A 24,765-nucleotide genomic window follows, 5' to 3' on the forward strand; every position below is an offset into this window, starting at 1 on the left:
CAAGCAAATCCTGGTTGCAGCGCAACCAGACTGCAGACTATGGGTTGTTAAGTTTTTCAGTCAGACTTCCTATATCCCTTTCAGGCTCTTTTTCCTTTTGTTTTTTGAAGAAATTATTTAACCCGCCAATGAATGTATTACCGGCAGAAAATAGTTTATCGAGTAAACTAAAATCCATTTCCATTTCATAACATCTTAGGAGGTTGATATCATTAAAATCATTCACAATCATTTGCGAGAAACACAAAAGCATGTAATTGAGAACCGCCTCATCCTGTTCTTTATGCCCCATCTTTTTAAACTCAATATCATTCTCTAATTTTTTCCAGGTGTAAAAATTAATACTACGCCCATGATTGGGATCATAAAAATAAGCGGTTTTTCTCTTTGGATCATAACGCAAATAAATTGCATGCCCCCATGATTCATGCTCTGTATCTTCGGTTCTATCTTTTTTTATTGAGTGGTGCCCAATGGATAGTTTTACAATTCCATAATTTTTTAATTTTGACATCTGTTGCCGAGTAACTGCTTGAAACAGAACTTGATAAATGGCGTCCGAACTCAATGCGGGTTCATCTGCAAAATACAACGCTTCATCTAGTTTTTGAATTTTCTTAAGATGAAGCCGTTTTAGCACTGCCTGGGATAAGCCATTGTTCGTTTCATCTCCTAAGCGTACTTGATACAAAGCTTGATTGAAGCGATCTTGCGGCGAGATTTTCACTTCCGCTTTCCATTGAGAATCGGAGAGGACTTGATTTCTACCTAAACTGGTCATTTCTCGGGTAATTAACCTATAAGTATTTGCTTGACACGCTCCATCTCCCAAGACCTCATCACTGCCCCCAATAAATCCTTGAATGTTTTCATACTGAATGGGATCGCCCCACTGATTAAAAAATTCGATCTCCTTTTTAACATCACCTAACAACTGTGCATGCATTTTACTTCCAGACTGTTTACTGAGGGGTGAAATAAGCTCTTTTATTGTATCATACTGATCGGTTAATCCGGCCAGACTCTCTTTGTTGTCTTTAATTTTTTGATCGATAAAACGACTAAGAGAGCGCAACAATTTACTTTTTGATCGCTTCAAAGCACTGTCAATGTGTTGAGGAATATTTTCATTAGAGTCACTCAGTTCCTTTTTGCATTTCTCATATTCTTGCTCTAACAAAAGAGTTGCTGTTGCAATAAGTTCTTGTCTTGCTTGGGTCACTACGTGAATCAGAGGGGCTAAAGAAGGCTCACCACCGGCAGCAATAATTTTTTCCTTCAAAGCCATCAGTTCGATCTGATCTTGCAACTCTTTTAATGTAGGGATCTCATTTTCTGCCTGGCCATTGAGCACTGCGTTTTGTATCACATGCTTGATTTTTTGCTGGACAAGCTCTTTATTCATTTTAATTTTGCTAGAGTCTAGGGCAAGGGCGGAGAAAACAGCGGCTTCATGAGGATTCTGGAGGAATTTTTCGGGGTGGGTAATTTGCTGGTGTACGAATGCTTTCTTTAACACAAGAGAAAAGTCCTGCAAATATTCTTTCGGTAGCCGAGTCAGTGCCTGCTTTAGCTTAGGAAACATTTTAATCACTACTTCTTCTTGAGCCGTGACCTCACCTCGTTCAAGTTTTACCCTTAATTTGGACATTTCCTCATCGTATTCCTGTTTTGTCATTTTCCCTTGCGCATATGCGACAATTCGAAGTTTATCAGACTCCGTCATCATGCGCGCACTATCGCGAATATCGGTTCCAATCACATCCCAATTGCCAATCATTTTTTCAGCTATTTCCTTATTTGTAATCCGCTCCAAACGATCATAAAGATCGATAAGCGCTGCACGATTACATGCCGAGCGAACACTCACCACAAACTGGTCCAATGCCTCAACATTCTTAGTATGATCTAGTGAGGTAGGCTTATCAGGCATATGCTCGATCACATGCTGAATATCACGAACGATCACAGGAGCTAACGTGGCGACATCATCAACCCGTTCGTGCTGCAGCACCTGGCTTACGATTTGTATAGGGTTTGTATTTACCAATGAAAGTGAGGCGATAACATCGTCTTCGTCTGCAATTTTTTTCAATTGCTCCGTAAGTATTTGCATAAACTCTTCATTAGTTGCTTGTTTGGAGCCCAATAAAGATTGGACTCGCTCCATTGCAACATCAAAGCCGGCTGGTGAACCGTGCCACTCGTTCCTCTTTTCTTCAATCATTCTTTTTCGTTGGTGTCCGGCAAGAACTATTTTTTCCATAAACTCATTTATCTCAGAAATTGAGCGTAATGGCGGGGTATTGTCATCAAGACGCCTTGGGGTAGGCCAGTATGTTTTATACACCTCTTCGAAGGGTAGGTTAGAGTCATATTCGGCACATTTTTTTTTCAACTCATCAAGGATAGAACAATTTATATGAACAATTATTTCATTAATTAACCTTTGATGCATGTGTTGCCAATGTTCAAAATTATTCGCATAAACAGTAAGTTGGATGTCATCTGGAATTAACTCTTTTTCATGGAGGCTCTTTGCAATAACAGAAACATTAAAAACATCGAATTTATTGGGGCTACTACCCGGGTTAAAGATGTGCCAAAAGTTAACCAAGTATGTATTAAGGTTTGCTTTCATTAAATAGAGGGCATCTAAAGCGAATAATTCTTGCTTCAATTGCTCCAGATTCAAGGCCAGTTGCATTTTATATTCATTTAAACTGGGAAGGGTCTCTTGATTCTGAGCATAAAAATGCTGCGCGGTTTTCTGAAAGAGCCACGTTCTTAGAACTTCGATGTTAAATGCTCTTAGTTGTTCTTCAGTTACATCATGTGGCCAATCACCATTCTTTTTCCAATATGCACTGGTATTAAAATACTCACATAATTGTCTCAGAGAAATCACATCTTCTAATTCTTCCAGTGCAGCGGGAACTGCACTCATCATCCATGCCATTTTATCGTCACATTGAACTTTTATTTTCTTTACATACTCAGCGAAGCGTTTCTGTTCAACGGTATAATCGTCCTCGTCTGAGGTCACTATAGGATATGTCTCTTGATGTGCAGGTGGCCCCACACTTAAATCAGCATGAGTTGGAAAATCATAATAAAAAACATATTGACCACCAAAAATAGAGCGCATAATAATCTCACCAAAATATAAACACTTTGCGCATTATATACCAAGCACTTTATTATGCCATGCGCAATGCACTAATTTTTTAAAATATGTATAAAAGTTACTTAGTTTATCTCAGAACCCGATCAAAGTATAAAGAGTAGATACACCTCGCCCCCACGACTTACTCATAGGAATCCAGTGTTTTAGGGAACAGATTCTGGATCCCGCGGACAAGCCCTGAGAGATGGTCACAATAAGTGACCAACTCTCAGGCATAAAGCGCGGTACGTAGAGAAATTTAAAGCAGTACGTAGAGAAACTTAAGTGGTACATGATAAATTTAAAAACTGACGATCGTTCAGGGTCTGTTTACCTGCGGTATCGTCAGTTTTGAGAAACCTCCACTAAATTTTTCGCCTACCTACCGCGCTTAATTTCTCGTCTACGTACCGCGCTTTATGCGCGGTATCCAGGGGGTCTTGCTATAGAAATGCTCCGCGGCATCTTAAAATATCGTTCTGGATACCGCGCATAAAGCGCGGTACGTAGGAAGCAGTACGTAGAGAAATTTTAAATGAAAAACTGACGATACCTCAGATCGTTTTGACCCAACATTAAGAGTTTGTTATCAATTCTTTATATTGATCTTCGTTAAAACCCATTGCGATTGTTTTGCCGTTTTTTACCAAAATAGGCCTCTTGATGAGTGAAGTATTTGCGATAATAAAATCTATTTTTTCCGACGGGGTCAACGATTCATAATGGTCTTTATATTTTCGGTACGTCGTTCCTTTTTTGTTGATAGGAAGCTCACCTAAATAATCACTCCATGCTTTTATGTGTTCTTTTGTTGGTGGGGATTTTTTGAAATCGATAAACTCATAATTAATTCTATTTTTCTCTAAGAAGGTACGCGCTTTTTTTACGGTATCACAATTGGGGATTGCAAACATTGAAATCATTTTTGTTTCCAAAGGACTCGGTTGTTCTACATCGCTACATTTTATAATGTTGCACTAATTTCTTCTAGAAAATATTGAGTCACACCGAAATGATTGTTTGGCACGAATCAATTCTCGCTAGATTCCTCCTTTTTCTAGATTTGTAGCTTTCCTAATGATGCTGATCAAAAGGATTAGGACTAACAGGTTTCTCTTCAGGATTCGATGTATCAACCGCTGGCCGTTTACTTAGATACTCTTCAGACTTAAAAAAAGCGAAAGGATCAGAACTTGTTTTTGCCGGTTTATTTTGTTCATATTGCTCCAGTAAATTACTTATTTCAGTATGACCCAACACAGTTGCCAGTTCATGCAGTGTTACAGAAACCGCTGAGGAATCATTGGGTTGACCCAAGGCAATTTTTTTCTTAATTAATTCATCCATGACGTGTTCATCTACCTGAGCATCACGAGCAAATTTATACAAAGAATCAACTTGAACATCCAATGACAAAGTTATTTTGATTGGGCATGCAAGCAATTCTTTTAAAACATCGATGTGGTTATAGCACACAGCAGTTAACATCGGCGTATTCCCTTTTTCATCTGCTACGAGCTCAGGATTAACGCCCTCTTTTATAAGATTTTTAACCATGACGGGATCATTATCTGATGCAGCAAGGAGAAGCAAATTTGAGCCTGCCAGTTTGGCTTTTTGTGCATCGATTTTATGGATTTCTTGAAATTCAGGTTGCTTTTCCCATGCAGTCATACGGGTTTTAAAGTCTTCCTCATTCGCTTTATTACAATAAACACTGGTTGCAAAGGCACACTGACTGCCGGTCGAAAATGCATTAAAAACTCTCTGGGATATTTCTTGCACATTATTCCCCGGGATACGTTCAGGTTCACGACCACTATTAACAAATTGCCATTGATCCACCGCCGGATCATATCCAACTGTAATGGCATGATCAGCACTACCAAGAATAAAGACAATAGGTTTTTTGCTTCCCTGCAATTCATTTTTAAGCGTAGAGAAATATTTAAATAACTCATCAGAATTATAGGCACCGATGAAAGTGCTTATTCTGCTGATGCCTCCACTTTGCTCAAGTTTTTTGGAAAGAACAAGAGGAGCACTGAGTAGCGTATCTTGCTTTAGTTGCGTTGCTTTTTCAAATAGAGGACGGTGCAACCCAGGTCGCTGATATATTTCCACTCCTTCAAAAAATGCCAGATAATCACCTTCTGGGTTGGTAAGCTCTATATTAAGTTTTTCTAATTCATTCCTACAGTTTTCTAATTGTTGGTCTAAAAAAATAGCGTATAAAAATTCATTTTCTTTGTTGGTGAGCTCCCCTTTTAATTTAGCGAAATCAATCTTTTCTACTTGAAGTAAATGAACCCTCCATTCTTTCCTCATTTCGCGAAGTTTGTCTTCAAGGTTTAAAGTGGTGATTAACGATTTTTTTGCATCATCTTGTAATTGCTTCGTAGGATTTACCCGTTCTTCTTTCACCATATCGATAACCTGGCGAATACCTACACGTTCACTGTAAATCTCGATAAGATCTAGAAAACGGGTTTCAAATAGATCGAATTCTTCGGCGAGAATGGCTTGCATACCCATATTGGCAACGCCAAAACACATTCCTCCTGGATCAGGGTGATATCCTGTTTCTGTCATTAACTCAATGAGCCAATCTTTATTCTCTTCATCTCTCTCTTGCGGCATAGCTGCCTCCGTTATTTACTCGTGGCACATCTGCCTACTTTTTTATTATAGTTGAATAAAAGAGGATGATCGGTATCGTTGTTTTTAAACCCGATATTTACCCAGGTTGAGCTTTAACAGTTAGGAACCAATCAGGCTGGTTTGCTTATGATTTATCTTTTTTGAGTATTTCCATTAAAATAGACTTGCCCTCTGGCGTGTCTATGATACCTATTTCATGAAATCCCGCTTTTTCATAACAACGCTTTGCGCGTAAATTATTTGGATCCGCTTCAGTAATAATTTTCTTAATAAGCGGGTTTTGAAATAAAAATTGAATGAATTCTTTCATCATTAAAGTGCCGAAGCCTTTATTGATATAATGTTCCTCGCCAATAAATTGATCTAAACCTACTGTATTTGCATCTTCATTCGGCCACCATCCCTCTCCTACTTTACTCGCCCAATAATATTGAATAAATGCAATCGGCGTGTTTTTCAAATAAGCAATATAAGGACAAACAACATCATCATCGAGGCGCGTTCCATATTTCTCTTTAATTTGCTCTGGTGTAAGGTGATCATTCCACCATTCCAGAACATGTGGTTTTTTAAACCATCTGCATAATAGATCGAGATCGGAAGGAGTAAGTGGTTTAAATAGAATTTGTCCAGTCATTTTTTCCTCGTAGATACAAGCCTGGTTGCTCGCAATCAGGGTTTTCTATTGAATCCCTATGTGTTCCAAACCGCAGGGAGGCGGAACTTTGACTTAACGTTTATACCTTTATTAGTTAAGAATTTTTTCCAATAATAATCCCTAACATAATTACACATTTTTCTCATCGGCACATAGCAGTGTTTCATTGTTTCGGGTAAATCCAGCTTGCAAGCACCTGATACTTTGCAGGTATTAAGGACAAGGGGATATGAAGGACTAACAAAGGATGTTCAGAATAAATCCCTTGAGAAAAGACAAATTTTATTTCGAATCTTCCACTAAAGCACCTATTTATTCTGTAATTTTCCTGGAATCGGCTATATTTTAAAGAATGGTTGTCTTATTTTTAGTGCCTGATATGAGAATGAAAAAAATTTTAAACGGGTTGAAAAGTTCTAGCATCATCGATCCTGCTCATCCTAAAAATAAGTCTGAAAAAAAACTTATAGGTATGTTAATAGCACAAGAAGAACAAAAACATGCTGAGAAAGAACACCATAAAATTTCCAAAACAATCACGGGCAAAACCAACAAAAAACTTGATCATAGTGGAGGCGTTACCGAAATTCCCATTTTAAAAACAACATATGAAGTTCAAGGCAAAAAAATACAATTAACTAATGCGTTAGTTAAATTTAACGATGAGTATTTAGTAGTTAAAGATAAGATTGGCGAGGGTTCACTGGGACATAAGGTAAAAGTTCTTCCTGTAGTTTATAAAAAAGATAGCTCGGGTCAATATGTTTATCAGCCATTAGGAAAAAACAATGAATGTGTCATTAAAGTTTGTGCACCTCATTTGGATCATTATAGTGAAGAAGCTCCACAGCAGGCTTGGGAGAAACTAAAAAAAAGCGCTCAACATGAATATGAGATGCTTCGTGCTTCTGGGGATAAAAATGCCGGTTTATTTATCGACGAAGACAAGCAAAAAGTTTATATTAAATCGACTAAAGCACCTGGTTTACCCCTTGATAAGTACTTAGCGAGTAATCCTGATCTCCCAATTCAAGAGCGGCTTTCATTAATCCATTCAATAAACCAAGCTGTACTGAATTTACATGCTAAAAATATATACCATCTGGATTTAAAACTAGAAAATATATTTTTTGATCCCACCACTAAAAAAGTTACATTGATTGATTTTGGTTCATCCATACGGTTAAAACCACACGAAGTTTCTAACCCCCTAGGAGAATTAACTGACGATATCGAACTTCACGTGACCACACCTTTTCTTGAACCATCAGATAAAAAACAAAATTCAGCAGGGCAAATTGATTCATTTAGCATGGCGGGGGTACATGGACTGATTTTATCTGATTGGTCGAATGCGAAAGGCTGGCCATATAAATCAGTAATGCAAAAAAAAGGAAAAGGATATATTCTATTTGATACTCCAGAAGACAGGCAGTATGATTTTAATTCTTTAAAAAGTGAAACGCCTTCTTATATTAAAGACGACGCTGATCATAAACTGTTAGCATCCGTTGTAGATGAACTCAATAATCTGGGTCATGTTGATAAAGAAAAACGCATGTACGTTCAACAATTCCAAACGCAAATAACAGAATGTTTTGAGATAACCACACCCCAGCAAGAATCTTCACCTGATTTACCACCAACGGATTTATTAGATCAAGTTTCGATACAATCTTCTCTATCGAGCATTGTTACAAAATTTAAAGAAATAAAACAAACTTTAGGTAGGTCATTAGATAAATCTAAAGATGAAAAAGACACAAAAGTAGAATTACCTAAATTTTAAAGATAGAAACATCACTAGCAAGTGTGGCATTTCCCCATTCTCACCTAAATGATACATAGGTTGAGCTTTGGTCTCACATTTATCCTACTACTTAATTACAAACGCCTTTCATGTAAATTAACTCCATAAAGCAAGATAACAATGCTGCCAAGCCATATATAAAAACCGATTAACAATTTTACCACCAAGATAAAAGGGGAAAATAAAGCAAGAAAAAAACTTAATGAAGCAAACACATAGCTCTTTTTGGAGCCATAAGTGAGTAGAGCCATTACATAAAATGGGTTTGCTAGCCAGGCTGGCTGCCAGGATATTAAACCCAACCAGCCGAAGCAAAAAATTTCATACCCGTAGTTTATTTGGTATAGACCTCGTTCAATCTCAGGTATAACAGCTGCAGGCAGAAACAGAGAAGTTACAAATAGCGTTATTGATAAAAATAAGCAACATGTTTTTAATAAATTTCGATTCATTTAGGGGGATTTCTCTAACTGTAATTTACGCTTCCAGGAGTCACGACGACTCTGGGAGCATTGTGTACAAATAGATTTCTCTTTTAGTTAATGACTTAACTCCAGGTTTCTTGGAACTATTTAAAGATTTTTATCCGGCCTCATTAATTCGAATATTAATAAACTGCCAAGGATCACTTTGATCAAGGTCTGTATTTGAATTATTTTTGTCCTTTAGAGGAGTCCAATCTGTATAATAACCACCAACGTAACCAAGGTAGGGTAAAGCTAAACTCAAAATATACTCATGATCCATATCTTCAGGCTCTATAATTCCACATTCTGGATTATTAATGGCCCAAATCATACCCGATAAAACACCTGCGGCGACTTGTAAGCTTGTAGCATTATTATGGTTCGCTAATTTTTTAGCTTCGTGTATGGAGAGACGAGAACCATACCAATAAGCCCCTTTTTTATTTCCCATTAATAAAACTCCGAGCTCATCAGTTCCATCAATAATTTCTTTTAAAATAATTCGTTTTTCTTTTTGCGGGATGTATTTTCTTTGTACAAGCTCTTTTAAAGATAAAATAGCATCGGAGCAGGGATGATAAGCATAATGAACGGTTGGTCTGTAATACACTTTATTATCTTTTTTTAAAGTTAAATATTCTGCAATAGATAAAGACTCTGTGTGAGTAATTAAAAACCCATTAATCGGGCCAGAGGGGGTCCAAGTACGGACTTGGGTCTCTGCTCCCGGCTGACTCAGATATATTCCACAATTTGAACCGAAGTTATAATGATTTGCATCATGCGGCCAATGCCGCTCATGACTTCCCCAGCCTAGTTCAGCAGGTCGAAGCGCTTCAGAAATTAAAGCATCTACTGACCATGTATTTATAAATTCATTCTCTTTTTTAACTTGAGAGGAGATTTGCGTATCACGTTCAGAAATATGTATGGTTTTTATATCAAGATCGTGAGCCAATTGAGCCCATTCCACGGCTTTTTGTGGTAAATCGCCTTCCCACTTATTATCTTTTGCCACGTTCCATAAGGCTTGTTTAAGAAAATGGGATACTAATCCAGGATTGGCACCATGTCTTAATACTGCAGTAGGCCCGTGCTTTTTAAGTTGCAGCGTAGCATCACGCAAAGCATAATTAGAAAGTAGTTGACTATTATCACTATACCTTTCTTCCCAACATTCAGCGGCGGCATCCAAATATAAGATTTTATTTAAATGGCAATATTTTATTAAATCAATACTAGATACGCCTACGGATAAATTTAACAAAAAATCACCAGGTTCAAGAATAGAGGACAAGAGTTCTTGATAGTTCTTTTCTGTAACCGCAATTTCCTTGAATGAAGCGTTATATTTTTGTGCCACATCGGCACCAAAATTATGTTTTGATAGGATGTGAATTTGAGACGGATCTAATTTAAAATATTGGAATAAAAGAGGTAATATTGCTTGGCCAATACTACCGAATCCAAGAATTAGAATTTTATTTTTATATATTATTTGAGTCGCGGATTTATCCATAAATCACCCTTCAAATAGAAGCTCAATAGGAGCTCTATTGATAATTGTTTAAAGTACAGGTATTAATAACTAACTTCAGAGTTTTTATTGGTTTAAATTTAATTACCTCACTTTTTATTTTAAGTATAGTTCACAAAAATAATCTGATTTGAAATTTTAACTTAATATAATCATAGGATCAAAATAATCAGGAATGTAAAGTCGGAGTTATAATGATCTTATGACACTCAATAAAAGGGACTTAATAAATGAAACGTTATGAAATGTATATTGATGGGAAATTTACTTCAGCCAAAAGCGGAGCCACTCGCGATATTATTGATCCAGGTAATGGGGAATTGATTGCAAAAGTTCCAGAAAGTAGCAAAGAAGATGTTGTGATTGCGATCCAGGCTGCGCGAAGAGCTTTTGATGAAGGTGATTGGAAAAAAACCTCAGCGCTTGATCGAAGTAAACTTTTATTCAAGATTGCCGATTTGATCCGTGCCAATGCAAAAATGCTAGCAGAACTGGAAACGCGAAATTGTGGAAAACCTTTGGCAGAAGCTGAATATGATGTAACCGATGCAGCCAATTGTTTTGAATTTTACGCAGGCCTCGCTACTAAAATTCATGGCGAAACGATGTCGGTTCCAGCGAACTCTTTTAGTTATGTTGTACGTGAACCTATAGGGGTGTGCGGACAAATCATTCCCTGGAATTTCCCCTTACTTATGGCTGCTTGGAAGCTTGCTCCAGCCCTTGCAGCAGGAAATACCGTAATATTAAAGCCCTCAGAACTGACACCAATAACGGCACTTGAGTTATTCAAACTGATTGATCAATGTGGATTTCCAGCGGGTGTAGTGAATCTCGTTACGGGCCCTGGTGTGGGAGTAGGTGAAGAATTATCAACCAATTCAATGGTGGATAAAGTTGCATTTACCGGCGGAACCGTTACCGGCAAAAAAATAATGCAGGCCGCAACGGGAAATTTGAAACGAATATCATTAGAACTGGGTGGAAAAAATCCAAATATTGTATTTGCAGACTGTGATCTGGAGATGGCAATTGATGGTGCTCTTTTTGGTGCGTTCGCCAATCAAGGCGAGGTATGTTCTTCTGGCTCCCGCTTAATCGTTGAGCGTTCTATTCACAAAAAAATCGTGGCTGGAATGTTGGAAAAAATCCCAAATATCAAACTAGGTCATGGTTTAGATGATGGAGTAAAAATGGGCCCACTGGTTTCACGCGCTCATCGTGAAAAAATAGAACATTACATCAAGATAGGGATTGATGAAGGTGCAAAATTGATCTGTGGCGGAAAACGTCCTACAGGTAAAGCTTTTGAAAAAGGAAATTTTTTTGAGCCAACTATTTTTGATGAGGTGATGCCCGTAATGCGCATCGCTCGAGAAGAAATTTTTGGTCCGGTACTCGCAGTCATCCCTTTTGATACTGAAGAAGAAGCAGTTCAAATTGCTAACGATACCGAGTATGGTCTAGCAGCAGCTGTGTGGACTAAGGACCTTACTCGTGCTCATCGCGTGACCTCTCAAATTCGTGCCGGAATTCTTTGGGTAAACCATTACCATCCAACCCATAATGAAATGCCTTGGGGTGGATACAAACAAAGTGGGGCAGGTCGTGAGTTAGGTTTATATGGAATTGAAAGCTATCTTGAAATCAAGCAAGTGAATATTAATCTAGATGATGCACCAATTGGATGGTACTAATGAATCAAATAAATATTAAAACACAAATACCGGGACCAAAATCAAAAATATTGATGGAACAGCGTTATAAACATGTGGCACGGGGTCCGTTTCACGCGACTCCTATCTTTGTTGAACGCGCAAAAGGATCATTTGTAGAGGATGTAGATGGAAATGTATTTTTGGATTTTTCATCTGGAATTGGCGTGGTAAATACAGGGCACTGCCCTGATGCGATAGTCAATGCAATTAAAGCTCAAGCGGAAAAATTCATGCATACGAGTTTTAATATTCTTCCTTATGAGGGCTATATCAATGTATGTGAGAAATTAAATTATCACACTCCCGGACGATTTGAAAAAAAATCAATCCTGTTGAATTCAGGGGCTGAAGCTGTAGAAAATGCGATTAAAATTGCTCGAGCTTATACCGGAAAGCAAGCAGTGATTTGTTTTGATCATGCATACCATGGCCGCACTTACATGGCTATGGCACTTACAGCAAAGAATAAACCCTACAAGCATGGATTTGGTCCATTTCTCTCAGAAATTCATCGTGCGCCCATTCCCTATGAGTATCGTTGGCAGGGAAAAAATTGTGTCGAAGAATGTTTCAATGATTTATCCGAACTTGTTAATTTTCGTGTGGGTGTTGAAAATACCGCCGCAGTGATTTTAGAACCCGTTTTAGGCGAGGGGGGATTCATACAGTTTCCAGTTCCATTTTTACAAAAACTTCGTGAATTTTGTACAGCAAACCAAATTGTTTTCATTGCAGATGAAATTCAATCTGGTTTCGGGCGTACTGGGAATCTATTTGCAATGGAGACAATGGGAGTGGAGCCTGATCTTACAGTATCAGCAAAGGGGCTCGGTGGTGGAACAGTGATCGCTGCTGTAACAGGCAAAGCTGAAATGATGGATGCTGCCATGGTAGGCGGGTTGGGCGGAACTTTTGGAGGAAATCCACTAAGTTGTGCAGCAGCTCTTGAAGTATTCAAAATCTTTGAAGAGGGGCGGCTTTTGAACCATGTCACCAATCTTTCAAAAGTACTTCATTCCAAGCTTTCTAGATTTAAGGAAAAATATAAAATAGTAGGTGATTTTCGTGGTTTAGGTGTTATGCAAGCGATCGAACTGGTGGAAGATAAAAGCACAAAGAAACCCAATAAAGTAGCAGCAGACAAATTAACACGATTTTGCTTAGAGCATGGGCTCGTAATTCTCAGCTGCGGAGGATACGGAAATGTAGTTCGTCTTCTCATGCCGCTTTCTACTGCTGTAAACGATTTGGAAATTGGACTTTCTATTATTGAGGAAGGACTCAAGACATTATAAATGTGGAACGTAGATGGGGTCAGGCCTTGAATTTTGAATGATGGTTTTACATCCAGAATTTTTACTCGATTCAAAATTCAGGGCCTGACCGTAGATATAGCCAAACTCATTGCTTACTGCTCGTACCCTTCTTGAGTAACGTTATAGTAAAGGGTAAAGAGCCCTAAATATTAGATAAAAGTCCAGCCGTAAAGCCCATTATTTGAGTGAACACACACCGTAGTATCGTATCGCTTAAGGGATATTTTGTAGCTTTTTTAATTAGAATGCCCTATTAAGACAGATGCACGCTCTCTCCATCTTCATCACTGCTTCTGTCTATATCTTCATCACTGTTTTTGTCTCTATTTTGTGATTCTCTGAATGAGGTTAACGTTTGCCTTAGCGTTTGGCAGTTTATTTTATCTGTTTCAGGTGCTCTGTTTTTGGCTTGCACTGGATCTAGCGAAGGCTCAACTGAATTTATCACTATGTCCACATCACCTATTTCGTTTAATACCTCATCTACAAGTTTGCTCTTCAACTTGGTTTCAAATTCTTCAGCCATGGAAATTCGCTTCAGAAAATAATTAACACAATCTTCTTTATTAACAAATTCCATGTCATGATTCATTTCTGAGAATCGTTCAGCGATCTGGTTGAGAATATTCCGTCTTTCTGTTTCATCTTCTGGCATCAATTCATACAGAATCCTGTCTTCCATAATAATCATATTATTCATTGTGTAATTAGAAAATAACAGATCGAGTGCATTCACTTTCCCATCATCAGAACTAATATTTTTAATATAGGGATCAGCACCAAGCGATATGAGTAGTTGGACCATCTCAAGGTTTTTATTTTCCACGGCTTTTTCAAGAGGGGTGGTATTAAAAATGGAACTTGGCTGATTGATATCAACCCCATATTGGACCAATAATTTTACCATTTTAACATCAGCATTTTCTATTGCTTTCAATATGGGCGTATTAGTTTGATCTTCTAGCTCTAATAATGCCCCATTTTTAAGGAGCATTTCTGCAAGGGAATGATTACCATTACTCACAGCAATCAATAAAGGACTTTCCTCATCTTTGTTCGACTTATTGATATCAGCATCATAGCTTAATAATAATTCTACCATCCTGTTATCACCCCTTTTTACTGCTTTTAATAAGGGGGTTTCAGATTCCTTATTGGCACTATCTGGATCAGCTTTTTTTTTCAAGAACAGCTCAGCTAATGTATCGTTACCTAGTCTCGCCGCAACGAATAAAGGACTCTCTCCATCCCCGTTCACATCAGCCCCATTCTCCAATAAGTAAGTGATAAGATTTAAATCCTCTCTGGCTGTAGCCAAAGATAAAATATTAACTCCTTTTGAATCCGTTAACTTATTCATTTCCAATAGTTTATTTTCTTCTACTCGATTTAGCTCCTTTATCTCTTTTGGCTTTGTAAACAGCCCAGGATGAAAGGTCATAGAGAACACTGCATTATTATTAGTAGATAATCGCTCTATTATAGCCTGCGCACATGCTTCATTATTTTCAAAGGATATTATTTCATCATGATTAACGAGTGCCCATTGCCCCTTATTTCTAACCAATGCCATTCCATGTTGATAGGCATTTAACCCTATCGCCATTCCTTCAATGGAATTATTTTTTAGGGAGCATAACCTATTCAAATATTCTGTTAATGAGGTTTTATCATGAGCAACCATTATTTTATCAAATGGTTCCATTTCCTTAGAGTTTTCAGCAACAAGTTGACTTGATATTAGAGCATCTTGTTTTTTTGGAGCCTGGTTAACCTCAAACAATTCGGGATATAAGTAGCCTTGCATGTATGACTCAATTCCATCAAAAAAAGGGCGAATACTGCATAACATGTCTGCCTTATTCGCTTCTAATTGTTTTTCATTCTCGTTTAAAGTATTCCATTCCCATTTCCAGAATTTTTTTGATATTTCGTGTTTCTTTAATCTCACTGTCTCGGCAAGATCTACATCATTAGAAAAGGACAAATCATCCTCATAACTATGAATGAATTCCATCCGTTTTTGAAATTGGTCAAATTTCCCCCTCACTGCTGCCTGGATCGCCATATTTTCTATGCCAAAACAGACACCTTCCTCATTAGCAGGGTATTCTAATATTTGCATTGCAGGAATTATTTCCAGTCTCATTTTCATAATATCATCCATGAAAAATTGATTATTTGTATTTATTCTAGTTGATTTAAAGGAAACAGCTATTCATCGTAATGGAGTTAATTCAGCTAATAGCATCAGGGAAAACACCCCTCCATGCCTATGTGAGCAGATCGTTTTTAAATATCTTGCTATGAAATAGAAAGATTTATTATTGTTACATAGTAGAACTAACTGAAACGGCTGCTTTTGCTTTTAGACTATAATTGTAATCTTCCTGCATCTGTGCAAATTTAATTTCCAAATGCTGCGGTATGTTACTCGAATATATCTTCGTTCCATCTGCAAAGCTTTGCTGCTCTTTAGCGATATCAGCAAGCTTTTTATTTTTTTCTCGCAGCATGGACGCTTGTATGTCAGGAGTATACGCATTCTCAATTTGCTCATTAAGATTCGTTAATTCTTTAGACCAGTAGAAAGTAGATTTTAATTTATTAGGAGATGTATCTTTATTCCATAAAGTCCTAAGTTTTACAAAATTGATGGAAGGATCCGCATGTTCAAGGAGTTTAATGTACGTTTTAAGATAAGATCTTGGAAAATCTTCATTTTCAGTTACTCTATCTATCAAGCGCAAATTCGTAATCACCAGAAAATATCCCTCATAATTATGCTTTTTCCTTAGAGCGATTGCTATATCAATCCATCGGCAAAAAGCCTTAACTTTAGCGTCTCCTTGAGCTTCCTTTATTTCCCTTTTAAGATGAGCTTCTAAGTACTTTCTACCCTCTAAAAATGCTTTAAGGTTTGGACTAGCCTTTCCGCTCTTGGAAAACCCGTCTGGGTTTGCAAAATCGTTCAGAGGAATTTTGCTATAATCTGCTCTTAATTGTTCATCGATGAGTGTCGCATCGACTTTTACTAGTTGATTGTACATTTTAAGATAGGGTTTAAAAGCCTTATTTTTTGTTAATTGGCTCACTCTATCCATTTCCATTAATGTATCGCGCACTAAAAAATATCCTTCATAATTATGTCTTTTCCTTAACATGATTGCAGTATCAACCCATCGATGAAAAGCATGAATTCGAGCGTCTTGAGAACCGTGTTTGCTGATATCCTGTCTAACAAAATATTGCAAGGTTTCTCGAGTTTCTAAATGTTCCCCCGCACTTGAATTTGCCTTCCTTAATTTGACATCAAAGAGTTTGGCATGGCTGTATGCAAATCGAAACTCAATGTAAGCAAAGAATACGTGATGGTCTGGATCCCTTTTTATTTTTATGCGAGTCTCTTTTTCAGCAAGCATCTCATCCCACTCAAAGGCAGCATCGGGCTTAGTTAAAAACCGTTGCTCTTCTATGAGATGTTTAAAAAAAGAATTTCCAAACGCAGTATTTTTTTTAGGCATAGAGATTTTCAAAAACCAAATTATTTAATTACAAGTCTTTCCGCTCATTTTAATCAAGAAATCTGATTACTTACACCATTACATATTTATCAGGGAAAAAGAAGTCACCATAAAATCTTTGGGGCAATATGAACCGGAGGGATCGTCAGTTTTTCATTTTAAATTTCTCTACGTACCGCTTAAATTTCTCTACGTACCGCGCTTTATGCGCGGTATCCAGAACGATATTTTAAGATGCCGCTGAGCATTTCTATAGCAAGATCCCCTGGATACCGCGCATAAAGCGCGGTACGTAGACGAAGAAATTAAGCACTACGTAGACGAAGAAATTAGTGGAATTTAAGCCTTACCTGGGCGATAAAATCTTTAATTTTATTTGGTCGTCCTATATATGCAGCGAAGCTAACGACTCTATTAGGAATATTTGTCCTGTTCTTTTTTTATGTATTTCATAATAAAATTATCCGATTTATATAAGACGAGAAGCCTATTTTTTTGACCCCGCTCATTTTAACTTGGCTCAAACCTTTTCTACTCCCTTCAGCACCCAACCTAGCATTGAAAGTCAATTAGAAAAGCTTCAAGAATGTTAGGCGCACGTAGCCTGCTTGCAAACAACCAGACTCCAACACACCAAAATTAAGAAATATTGAAGGAATTGAGATTGTCAGGCTGTTCAATCATATTGTGTTGCTCCTGATATTGCACATATTTTATATAGTGAATGCGGCGCGCTAAGGAACCTGTAGGATTAAAGTCCTTTTGCGTTTCAATTTGGTTGAGACGCACCAACAAATCATCTAGAGAGTTACTATCTTTCAGGATTTGATTGACTGCATCCACATGATGCCGCCGCCAATGAAAAGTAGCGAATAGAGTCAACCCGGGGACGTTGCTGGTATTTTTTGTGTAATCATTTAAAAGATTTTTCGCTTTATGAAATAAATCTTCCGTAGATGAGTGCGTCAGTTCAAAATAGCTTTCAGGGAAATACTCTTTTTTTCTGTAGTCATCCAGATTTATTTGTTTTTCTTCTTGATGATTGAAAACACTACAGTCGCCGCTTGGAACAGAAAGGGTTTTCACAGAAAGTGGCAACTTGATAATCAAATTACGTAATGCCCTATCTCCAATAGCAAGATTGTTATCACAGATATCACCTAAAAGGTGGATTTCTTGCATTTGCTTAGGGAAACAGCTAAAAAATTTTAACAGCTCATCAAAAGTACAGTCTTTAATCACATCCGCATTCACTTTAAAATAAGTAACATGCGCTGGAATAGCCTTAATCACTTCATCTGCATCTTTCCATTTTTTGCCAGTACAAATTTCAACCTTGGTTACATATCTGGGCAGCTTTTTTAAAAGCGCAATACACGCCTTTTGGGATTGCTCAGCCAGCTCTTCCCTGACTTTCTTACTCAAATCACTCGAGCTGTTAATGTAGCTATCCCAATAAACAACTGAAGTAATGGATTCGGGAAGCAGGGATACGTTTTCAGCGAGTTCTTTGGTTTTTATATGAATCTCATCGCTCTTTGGGTTCAGTGAGCGCATCATCTCAACTGCTTCTTCCAAAAGCTCTTTCGTTATGGGGGTTTCTTTCTTGCGAAAACAGAGACTCTGACCTCTGTCACCATCATATCTTATTTCTATATTGTCTGATTCTATTACCGGATCTTTTGGAGTACCGTTGAATGAAAATAGAAATTTTATTCCCATAATTTAGACCTTCAAAAATTGCTTAGGGTTTGCCTGCTAAGGTCTATTATAAATCTTATCTATTTTAGATAGGCTTAATTGCACTACGTAAAATTCGCATTGTTACGTTTTTTAGGATATCAGCGGTGCACCTTATTGGTTTTATATTATCTTGAAAATAAAAAGAAGCCGAAAGCGGCTCCGGATATGAATGCTGCTTAGAATAAATTGTATTTAATTAAAAGAATGGATAGGCACAAGCTTAGTCCTTAAATTAATAATATACTTCCCTGTAGATCCCATTATGATGTCATATTCTGTACAGATCCGCTTTGAGTAAATTGCTCTAATTCTTCTTCTAAATCCAATACTCTTTTATTTGCACCCTCAAGCAGTTGTTTTATTGACCCGAGAAACATAAAGCGATCAAGGCCACGATCATCATTACTGGAAAATTCTTTTTCCAGATCCTCAAGATGTTTCCTTGCTCTAGTTAATTCGGATTCTATTTCTGTTTTTAATCTCATCGTTCCTTTTCCATTAAATTAATATTACATTGCTATCAAATGGTTATAACGTATTACCCGTGTCTTTTACACTATGCATTCACCTTGAGTCAATTTTTAATTGATTTTGAAGTCAAATGAAATTTGCTAAGGTAGGTATATTCTAAATTGAAAAAGGAAGAGCATTGACTGGAATATTCATTGCGGCTGGATTTGCACTCATTTTGTTTTTTTTGGAAAGAATATTTCCCCTCAGGAAGCGCAAAAGAGGCATGCTTTCCCGCCTGACTGTCAATAGTGCTGTTTCCATTACTACCTTTACTGTCGCCTTTCTGCTGATACGCCCGACAACAAGTTTTTTTCTCGGCTGGACAGCCAGCACGCCGTTCGGCGTGATGCGCTGGTTTAGACTCACGGGTCTTTGGGAAGTTTTATTCGGTTTTTTACTGTTGGACCTGAGCTTCTATTATTGGCATATTGCCAACCACAAAATTCCGTTCCTTTGGCGCTTTCATAATGTACACCATATCGATCCCGACCTTGATGTTTCCACAGGTTTCCGTTTTCACCCAGGCGAAGTAGCACTTTCCACTTTCTTTCGCGCGATTCAAGTTGCACTCATTGGCGTATCGGCGAGTACTTTTGTGATTTATGAAGTCCTATTTCAGATGGGTACTTTTTTTCATCATTCAAACCTGCGCCTTCCATTGCGTTTGGAACGGGTACTGAACCTTATTTTCGTAACTCCACGGATGCACGGTATTCATCACTCTAATTTCAGAAAAGAGACGGATTCGAACTACTCTGTTGTTTTTTCGGTTTGGGACAGATTGCACCGAACAATCGGCTTGGGCATCCCCCAGCAAGAAATCGATATCGGTGTTCCCGGATATACTAAGAAAAGAGATAACTATTTAAAGCAAGTACTGATATTACCATTTGTCCAACAGCAGGAATACTGGAGGGATGAATCGGGGCATAACCAAATATCCCGAGGTGAAGAGAGACGGCGTCGGACGCAGTGGTTAGTAGAATAGCTCTATTTGCCCCCCCTCTGCTTCCTATGATGCTCCCTTGCGTAATTCTATAGTTGCAGCAAGCCTGCTTTGCAAGCAACCAGGCTTTGCTGAGCGAAGAGCACTTATATTGGGAATCAGAGTGATTTAGATCTGCGTAAGGAAATTGCTATGAAAATATAAGTCCAACCGCTGATCATCATATCGATCGCAATAAACAATCCAATGACCCATAATCCACTCATTGGCCAATGCAACAGAATCAGGATACCCAGTATTAGGGAGCATATCCCGGCAAATAAGATCCAACCCCAACCCTCTGTGTTCCGTAAGGAGATGGACATACTAATGCGGACAACACCAATAACGATAAGCGTCCAAGCCAATAAAGCAGTAATGATGGTCGATGCTAATAAAGGATCATATAAGACAATACCTGCGCCAATAAGATAGAGTATTGCAACGAGAATTTGCCAAACCGTACCTTTCCATTCTTTATGTTTAAACACGTCGGCAAAGTGCGATAGTCCTGAAATCAGGAGTAACGCGGCGAAAAAATACATGCTGACTATGGTTAATAAGATATCCATTCCTAAACCAATAACGCCAAAGATCAAGAGAAGAATGCCAAAACCCAAAAACCATCCCCAGTGACGTTGCATGATTTCTGTATCGGGATGCGTAATATTTTTTTTATTTTCCATATCAGTTCCTTTTGATATATATAATTAACTATAGCTGATTATTCGCAATCCGTTCTTTAGACTGAAAAAATTTCCACTAGGCCATCTAAGAAAATTTAATGGCCTCCGTATTATCAACCCACCTGCCCCTTGTATTCCTGTCATTACTTAAATTTAAAACAAGTGAGATCCTGTTCCTCTATATTGCCTAAACCAATGGCTGGCTGTATGCTCACATTATCATCAGAATGATTACGAGTTATTGTGCCTATCTCTGTTTTATTTGCCTCTTTCTCGACCTTAATAAAAAGAGTTCCTGCCCGTGTCACTGAAGTAGATTTTTCAGCCCCATCAGCGATAATCAGCTGTACATTTAACGATACATCGTGGTCATGAACAAAATCAGATAAAGTCCTTTGCACGCTATCATAACAAATTTCAATGCCGAACCTCATCCCGGAAAAATCTTTAACAATGCTATCTTGCATTCCTGATTTGAAAAATCTTCGGCGCTCATCCATGAAATTTAAAAAACCTTCATCAGCATAGTCAAAATCATAGTTTGTATGAGGATGTCTTTTTTTATATTTTTCCACATGACCACGATGAAAAAAATAGGCGGTATTTCGATAATAATTGTTTGAATCATTCTTTGCCTTTTTATACCAACAAAAGGTTCCTGGAACAATTAACATGTCGGTGTCCATAGAAAGTTCTTTTAATTTATTCTTGAACGTATTCTTTTGTGTTTGAGAATAATATCTTTTATAACAGAGCTCAGATTGATCTTTAAATAAATATTCAGGTGCTACAAATATCGCTGTTGGTGTAGGATACTTCAGCTGTTTTTCTTCATTGTGTTTGCGGAGAAAATTTATGAATTGAAACTTTGATTTTTTGTTTTTATTAGATTGATTATTCGTTTTAGTTTCAATGTTGTCTTGCACATATTTTTTAGCAAGGACAATCCGTCTTTCTAAAATGTTTAAACGCTCTTCGAAAGAAGAAGAAAAAAAATATTCATCCGGTTGAAAAACAAAAACTTTAAAATGTGCTGGCTCACTCGAAAAAGAGTCACTTTGTTCCGGTGTAGTTTTAAGATTAGCAATCATATCAAATAGAACGCGTTAAAGATAAATGATCAGAGAGCAAGTGTTGTCTTTTGTGCTTCGTTAAAAATATTCTACTGGATTACAGGTGCCATCATCACTATCTTCGTCAACTATATGAATTAAAATCATTGGCAATGTCCTCACCCTCATCATCCTCACCTATTGGATTGCCTGGGTCAGCCTTATTAACAACAACATCTGCAATTTTATCAAGTATTTGACTGGACTGTGTTTGATGTACAAATAGAAATGGATTATTAAATCCCCAATTTATCAAACCTTTAATTCCTACCCCAATTCCTACCGTTAAGACACCAAGAGCGAGGTTTACTAGAAACTCTGACCAACCTCGATGCGCATCAAGCACACGATGGGCATCACGAATCAAAACTAGAGATTCCCTTTTAAATACTGCGTAGCTCGCTTCGTCTGGAGCTGCAAAATATAAATCTGCTTTGTTCTTAAGCTCTCGATGAAGTGATTGAGCACAATCCCAAGCATTATGAAGTGCAAGATAGTCTTCATCACTTTCATCACCATTTGCTTCAGCCAAGGCCTTATCTTTGCGCTCTTTCAAATCAGTGATTTTATTCTGGAGTAATGCAAGGTTTTTGTAGAATTTTCTCTCTCCCTTAATTCCATAGGGAGTAGGTAACTGGTTTGGCTTAATGAGGATCGGGGGTTCGGCCAGTCTTTTGGCTATCTCTTCTTTACCGGCGCTTAAAACCGGCTTTAAGAATTCACTCCCAGCACTGAGCCAGTCTACGATTCGTGGATCAAACTCATGTGCGTCATATTGGTAGTGTTCAATGAATTCCCTAGCATATTTATTGCGTTCTAACGCAGGTCTTAACAACCTTATTGCCACATCTTGAGGCATATCTTGAATATTTTTTAGATACTTTTCAATGAGAGTAACCGCGTTATATAAGGTGCAAAGCTCATTATCAACCTTTTCCCCTCTAAGCCTGCGTGCGGCTAATTGGACATGTTCTCTTAAAAATCCAAATCCAGCACGATTTACTTGAGGGTCATTGCCTAAGAATGTTACGTAATGATGCAATTGCGTACTTTTATGCCCTTCATACTCAATTCGTTCTAATGGGTTAACCGTCCTTTCCCAATGTCCGCCATGTCCAGCACCTAAATGGCTTCCAGTATGGCAAATCGTTATAAGTTTTGGTTTTGGCAGTGGGGTATCTGGATCAATTGTCATTTCAAATCCATGCCCTGCCTGTGGAATATATTTTAGGCTAAATCCCAATGGCTTACATACGAGAATTGCTACATCATGCTGATCTAAGCTTGAAAAGCGGGCAGTTCCCGGATCAATTTCTGTATATTCACTAATAACATCTTCTTTAACTCTATGTACTCCGGGAGCAAGTTCTGTATATATTTCCGGCTTATTTAGTTGAACTGCCATAAAGCGACGAAGGACCGGCCCCATCAGGATTTGAATATCATAAGGATTATACTGCTTTAGAATACCGGCAAAGTGTTTCCAGGAAAAAGTGTGCGGATCAAATCCATAAAATTCGGCAAAATTATTTTTTAGTACTGCATAGGCATCGTTATGGTGATTATCGTAATGCTCATCCTTTGCAAAATAATATATTTCCTGCACTAACTCAGGAGTTATCGCATGAAGTGGGCAGTTATTAAGCGCTGCTGATATTTTTGGAAAGGGCATTAGGTAATTCCACTTTATTACATAAGTAAAATTATAGTTCTAATTGATTAAGGAAATATTAACTTTTCGTGCAGTGCATGATCTAATTGAGATGCCATTAACCAATAAAACTCCTGTTACTCATGTGTATCCTTGATAAATATCACTTATCTTACAAAATAACAAACACCTGGCGTATGAAGTCGGGCCTCTAATTATAAAAATATCTCCAAAATTCAAAAACCTGCCTCTTTTGCTTTACAGCAAAAGGCTACGCTTGAATCGAACCCGTCATATTAGTATCATTATTTGTAATTCGTTCCACAGGTTACATGAAGATTTGCCTTGTTCGTTTTTTAATTTTTAAAAATCTGAGTCGTTGTATTTTTCCAGAAAGGGATTTTTAATGAAAATATTTGGTGTTTATATCGTATCGAATAACAATGAAATTATTTTATCTGTTAATAATGAAACAGACTCTATCTCCAACTTCTTTCCTATAAAAAAAGATGACCCTTTTATTACATCTACTACATTAAAATACGCAACTAAAAATTCGAAACACTTTCCATATAAACACGAAAAAAAATTTTACTATGGAATAAACGATGGGACAGGGAACGCGTACTTTCTTGTTTCAGATGTAAAAGATGATAAATTAGTTAGGACTTTATTAGCGCAAATAAAGGAAATTGATTTAACCATGGAATCACAGCAAAACAAGTCAATTGCCATTAAAAATAAAATCTCAATGTATGCAAATGAATCAACTACGTCTTTGCCCGCCCATATTATTTTTCGTGAGCTAAAAAATAGGTATAATAATCTTTGGTCTTAACTGTGTTCTCCTTTATCATTGAATAGACAGATTTATCAAAAGCAGCGAAATAATAACCTATGAGCAGGTAGGTCAATCTTTGCCCGGTAATTAGATTGAAATCCTAGTTGCAACCATTTCCCTATTCTATTGATGCGCTCTGAAAAGTTCTTACCACTTCGTGGGTATTATTATTGATAATAGAACCATTATAATGCGTGATTTGATCATGCGCCTCTGTCATCATCCAGAGATATAGCTCCTCTAAATCATCACTATTCCTTTCATCTATAGTTTTCTCTTCTATGTATAATTTTGCAGTATAAATAAACATAATTTGTTCCGGTTAGATATTAATATTAAGTGATATCAAGGAAGAACAATTGTTTATTTTTTTAGAT

18 protein-coding genes are annotated in these 24,765 nt (G+C 37.5%); 5 read left to right on the forward strand and 13 right to left on the reverse strand.

Features of this window, described 5'->3' with window-relative positions; genetic code table 11:
* Positions 1–37: 37 nt before the first annotated feature.
* The 4 genes from FOLKNPGA_RS16415 to FOLKNPGA_RS16430 form a co-directional block, all read right to left on the reverse strand.
* On the reverse strand, positions 38–3,148 hold the full coding sequence (locus FOLKNPGA_RS16415; protein WP_182350897.1) for a hypothetical protein: 3,111 nt from the start codon (positions 3,146–3,148) through the stop codon (positions 38–40).
* Positions 3,149–3,741: 593 nt separating this feature from the next.
* Entirely contained in the window at positions 3,742–4,089 is a 348-nt protein-coding gene (locus tag FOLKNPGA_RS16420) for an arsenate reductase family protein (protein WP_182350898.1), read from the reverse strand.
* A gap of 151 nt (positions 4,090–4,240) precedes the next feature.
* A complete protein-coding gene (locus FOLKNPGA_RS16425) occupies positions 4,241–5,806 on the reverse strand; it encodes an ankyrin repeat domain-containing protein (protein ID WP_182350899.1) in 1,566 nt (521 codons plus the stop codon).
* Positions 5,807–5,951: 145 nt separating this feature from the next.
* A complete protein-coding gene (locus FOLKNPGA_RS16430) occupies positions 5,952–6,464 on the reverse strand; it encodes a GNAT family N-acetyltransferase (protein ID WP_182350900.1) in 513 nt (170 codons plus the stop codon).
* Positions 6,465–6,870: 406 nt separating this feature from the next.
* Between FOLKNPGA_RS16430 and FOLKNPGA_RS16435 the strand changes: the two genes are divergently transcribed.
* A complete protein-coding gene (locus FOLKNPGA_RS16435; RefSeq protein WP_182350901.1) occupies positions 6,871–8,274 on the forward strand; it encodes a lipopolysaccharide kinase InaA family protein in 1,404 nt (467 codons plus the stop codon).
* 95 nt (positions 8,275–8,369) lie between these two features.
* On the opposite strand, the gene FOLKNPGA_RS16440 is transcribed toward FOLKNPGA_RS16435, so the two are convergent.
* Both FOLKNPGA_RS16440 and FOLKNPGA_RS16445 read right to left on the reverse strand, forming a co-directional pair.
* Positions 8,370–8,747, reverse strand: coding sequence for a hypothetical protein (locus tag FOLKNPGA_RS16440; RefSeq protein WP_182350902.1), 378 nt, complete (start codon positions 8,745–8,747; stop codon positions 8,370–8,372).
* Positions 8,748–8,877: 130 nt separating this feature from the next.
* Positions 8,878–10,281, reverse strand: coding sequence for a saccharopine dehydrogenase C-terminal domain-containing protein (locus tag FOLKNPGA_RS16445; RefSeq protein WP_182350903.1), 1,404 nt, complete (start codon positions 10,279–10,281; stop codon positions 8,878–8,880).
* Positions 10,282–10,529: 248 nt separating this feature from the next.
* Here FOLKNPGA_RS16445 and FOLKNPGA_RS16450 point away from each other — a divergent pair, with 248 nt between their 5' ends.
* Together FOLKNPGA_RS16450 and FOLKNPGA_RS16455 are read left to right on the forward strand one after the other, a co-directional pair.
* Positions 10,530–11,996 carry an aldehyde dehydrogenase family protein gene (locus FOLKNPGA_RS16450; RefSeq protein WP_182350904.1) on the forward strand — a complete coding sequence of 489 codons (1,467 nt, stop codon included), beginning with the start codon at positions 10,530–10,532 and terminating at the stop codon, positions 11,994–11,996.
* A complete protein-coding gene (locus FOLKNPGA_RS16455; RefSeq protein WP_182350905.1) occupies positions 11,996–13,312 on the forward strand; it encodes an aspartate aminotransferase family protein in 1,317 nt (438 codons plus the stop codon). The genes FOLKNPGA_RS16450 and FOLKNPGA_RS16455 overlap by 1 nt, the downstream gene beginning before the upstream one ends.
* A gap of 274 nt (positions 13,313–13,586) precedes the next feature.
* Here the strand turns inward: FOLKNPGA_RS16455 and FOLKNPGA_RS16460 are convergent, their stop codons facing one another.
* From FOLKNPGA_RS16460 to FOLKNPGA_RS16475, 4 genes are all read right to left on the reverse strand, one after another.
* Entirely contained in the window at positions 13,587–15,488 is a 1,902-nt protein-coding gene (locus FOLKNPGA_RS16460) for an ankyrin repeat domain-containing protein (protein ID WP_182350906.1), read from the reverse strand.
* A 175-nt stretch (positions 15,489–15,663) separates the two neighbouring features.
* Positions 15,664–16,857: a RasGEF domain-containing protein gene (locus tag FOLKNPGA_RS16465; protein WP_182350907.1), complete on the reverse strand. Its 1,194-nt coding sequence runs from the start codon at positions 16,855–16,857 to the stop codon at positions 15,664–15,666.
* Between the two features lie 639 nt (positions 16,858–17,496).
* Positions 17,497–18,579: a DUF5617 domain-containing protein gene (locus tag FOLKNPGA_RS16470; protein ID WP_182350908.1), complete on the reverse strand. Its 1,083-nt coding sequence runs from the start codon at positions 18,577–18,579 to the stop codon at positions 17,497–17,499.
* 281 nt (positions 18,580–18,860) lie between these two features.
* Complete coding sequence (locus FOLKNPGA_RS16475) at positions 18,861–19,085, reverse strand: hypothetical protein (protein WP_182350909.1); 225 nt, start codon at positions 19,083–19,085, stop codon at positions 18,861–18,863.
* Between the two features lie 164 nt (positions 19,086–19,249).
* Between FOLKNPGA_RS16475 and FOLKNPGA_RS16480 the strand changes: the two genes are divergently transcribed.
* A complete protein-coding gene (locus FOLKNPGA_RS16480) occupies positions 19,250–20,101 on the forward strand; it encodes a sterol desaturase family protein (RefSeq protein ID WP_182350910.1) in 852 nt (283 codons plus the stop codon).
* 116 nt (positions 20,102–20,217) lie between these two features.
* Here FOLKNPGA_RS16480 and FOLKNPGA_RS16485 read toward each other — a convergent pair whose 3' ends face one another.
* The 3 genes from FOLKNPGA_RS16485 to FOLKNPGA_RS16495 form a co-directional block, all read right to left on the reverse strand.
* Positions 20,218–20,784 (reverse strand): HdeD family acid-resistance protein, encoded by a 567-nt coding sequence (locus FOLKNPGA_RS16485; RefSeq protein ID WP_182350911.1) that lies wholly within the window; start codon positions 20,782–20,784, stop codon positions 20,218–20,220.
* A 143-nt stretch (positions 20,785–20,927) separates the two neighbouring features.
* Positions 20,928–21,875 carry a hypothetical protein gene (locus FOLKNPGA_RS16490; RefSeq protein ID WP_182350912.1) on the reverse strand — a complete coding sequence of 316 codons (948 nt, stop codon included), beginning with the start codon at positions 21,873–21,875 and terminating at the stop codon, positions 20,928–20,930.
* Between the two features lie 106 nt (positions 21,876–21,981).
* Complete coding sequence (locus FOLKNPGA_RS16495; RefSeq protein ID WP_182350913.1) at positions 21,982–23,568, reverse strand: hypothetical protein; 1,587 nt, start codon at positions 23,566–23,568, stop codon at positions 21,982–21,984.
* A gap of 385 nt (positions 23,569–23,953) precedes the next feature.
* Here FOLKNPGA_RS16495 and FOLKNPGA_RS16500 point away from each other — a divergent pair, with 385 nt between their 5' ends.
* Positions 23,954–24,385 carry a hypothetical protein gene (locus FOLKNPGA_RS16500; RefSeq protein WP_182350914.1) on the forward strand — a complete coding sequence of 144 codons (432 nt, stop codon included), beginning with the start codon at positions 23,954–23,956 and terminating at the stop codon, positions 24,383–24,385.
* Positions 24,386–24,765: the final 380 nt, after the last annotated feature.

Origin of the sequence: Legionella sp. PC1000 (genome assembly GCF_014109805.1) — a bacterium.
Lineage (GTDB): Bacteria > Pseudomonadota > Gammaproteobacteria > Legionellales > Legionellaceae > Legionella > Legionella resiliens.

What these genes read in the sequence shown, in the direction of transcription:
- FOLKNPGA_RS16470 (WP_182350908.1), bottom strand. Translation starts at nt 18,579, where the DNA reads ATGGGAATAAAATTTCTATTTTCATTCAACGGTACTCCAAAAGATCCG.
- FOLKNPGA_RS16450 (WP_182350904.1), top strand. Translation starts at nt 10,530, where the DNA reads ATGAAACGTTATGAAATGTATATTGATGGGAAATTTACTTCAGCCAAA.
- FOLKNPGA_RS16475 (WP_182350909.1), bottom strand. Translation starts at nt 19,085, where the DNA reads ATGAGATTAAAAACAGAAATAGAATCCGAATTAACTAGAGCAAGGAAA.
- FOLKNPGA_RS16415 (WP_182350897.1), bottom strand. Translation starts at nt 3,148, where the DNA reads ATGCGCTCTATTTTTGGTGGTCAATATGTTTTTTATTATGATTTTCCA.
- FOLKNPGA_RS16440 (WP_182350902.1), bottom strand. Translation starts at nt 8,747, where the DNA reads ATGAATCGAAATTTATTAAAAACATGTTGCTTATTTTTATCAATAACG.
- FOLKNPGA_RS16435 (WP_182350901.1), top strand. Translation starts at nt 6,871, where the DNA reads ATGAAAAAAATTTTAAACGGGTTGAAAAGTTCTAGCATCATCGATCCT.
- FOLKNPGA_RS16420 (WP_182350898.1), bottom strand. Translation starts at nt 4,089, where the DNA reads ATGATTTCAATGTTTGCAATCCCCAATTGTGATACCGTAAAAAAAGCG.
- FOLKNPGA_RS16460 (WP_182350906.1), bottom strand. Translation starts at nt 15,488, where the DNA reads ATGAAAATGAGACTGGAAATAATTCCTGCAATGCAAATATTAGAATAC.
- FOLKNPGA_RS16430 (WP_182350900.1), bottom strand. Translation starts at nt 6,464, where the DNA reads ATGACTGGACAAATTCTATTTAAACCACTTACTCCTTCCGATCTCGAT.
- FOLKNPGA_RS16485 (WP_182350911.1), bottom strand. Translation starts at nt 20,784, where the DNA reads ATGGAAAATAAAAAAAATATTACGCATCCCGATACAGAAATCATGCAA.
- FOLKNPGA_RS16490 (WP_182350912.1), bottom strand. Translation starts at nt 21,875, where the DNA reads ATGATTGCTAATCTTAAAACTACACCGGAACAAAGTGACTCTTTTTCG.
- FOLKNPGA_RS16500 (WP_182350914.1), top strand. Translation starts at nt 23,954, where the DNA reads ATGAAAATATTTGGTGTTTATATCGTATCGAATAACAATGAAATTATT.
- FOLKNPGA_RS16465 (WP_182350907.1), bottom strand. Translation starts at nt 16,857, where the DNA reads ATGCCTAAAAAAAATACTGCGTTTGGAAATTCTTTTTTTAAACATCTC.
- FOLKNPGA_RS16455 (WP_182350905.1), top strand. Translation starts at nt 11,996, where the DNA reads ATGAATCAAATAAATATTAAAACACAAATACCGGGACCAAAATCAAAA.
- FOLKNPGA_RS16425 (WP_182350899.1), bottom strand. Translation starts at nt 5,806, where the DNA reads ATGCCGCAAGAGAGAGATGAAGAGAATAAAGATTGGCTCATTGAGTTA.
- FOLKNPGA_RS16495 (WP_182350913.1), bottom strand. Translation starts at nt 23,568, where the DNA reads ATGCCCTTTCCAAAAATATCAGCAGCGCTTAATAACTGCCCACTTCAT.
- FOLKNPGA_RS16445 (WP_182350903.1), bottom strand. Translation starts at nt 10,281, where the DNA reads ATGGATAAATCCGCGACTCAAATAATATATAAAAATAAAATTCTAATT.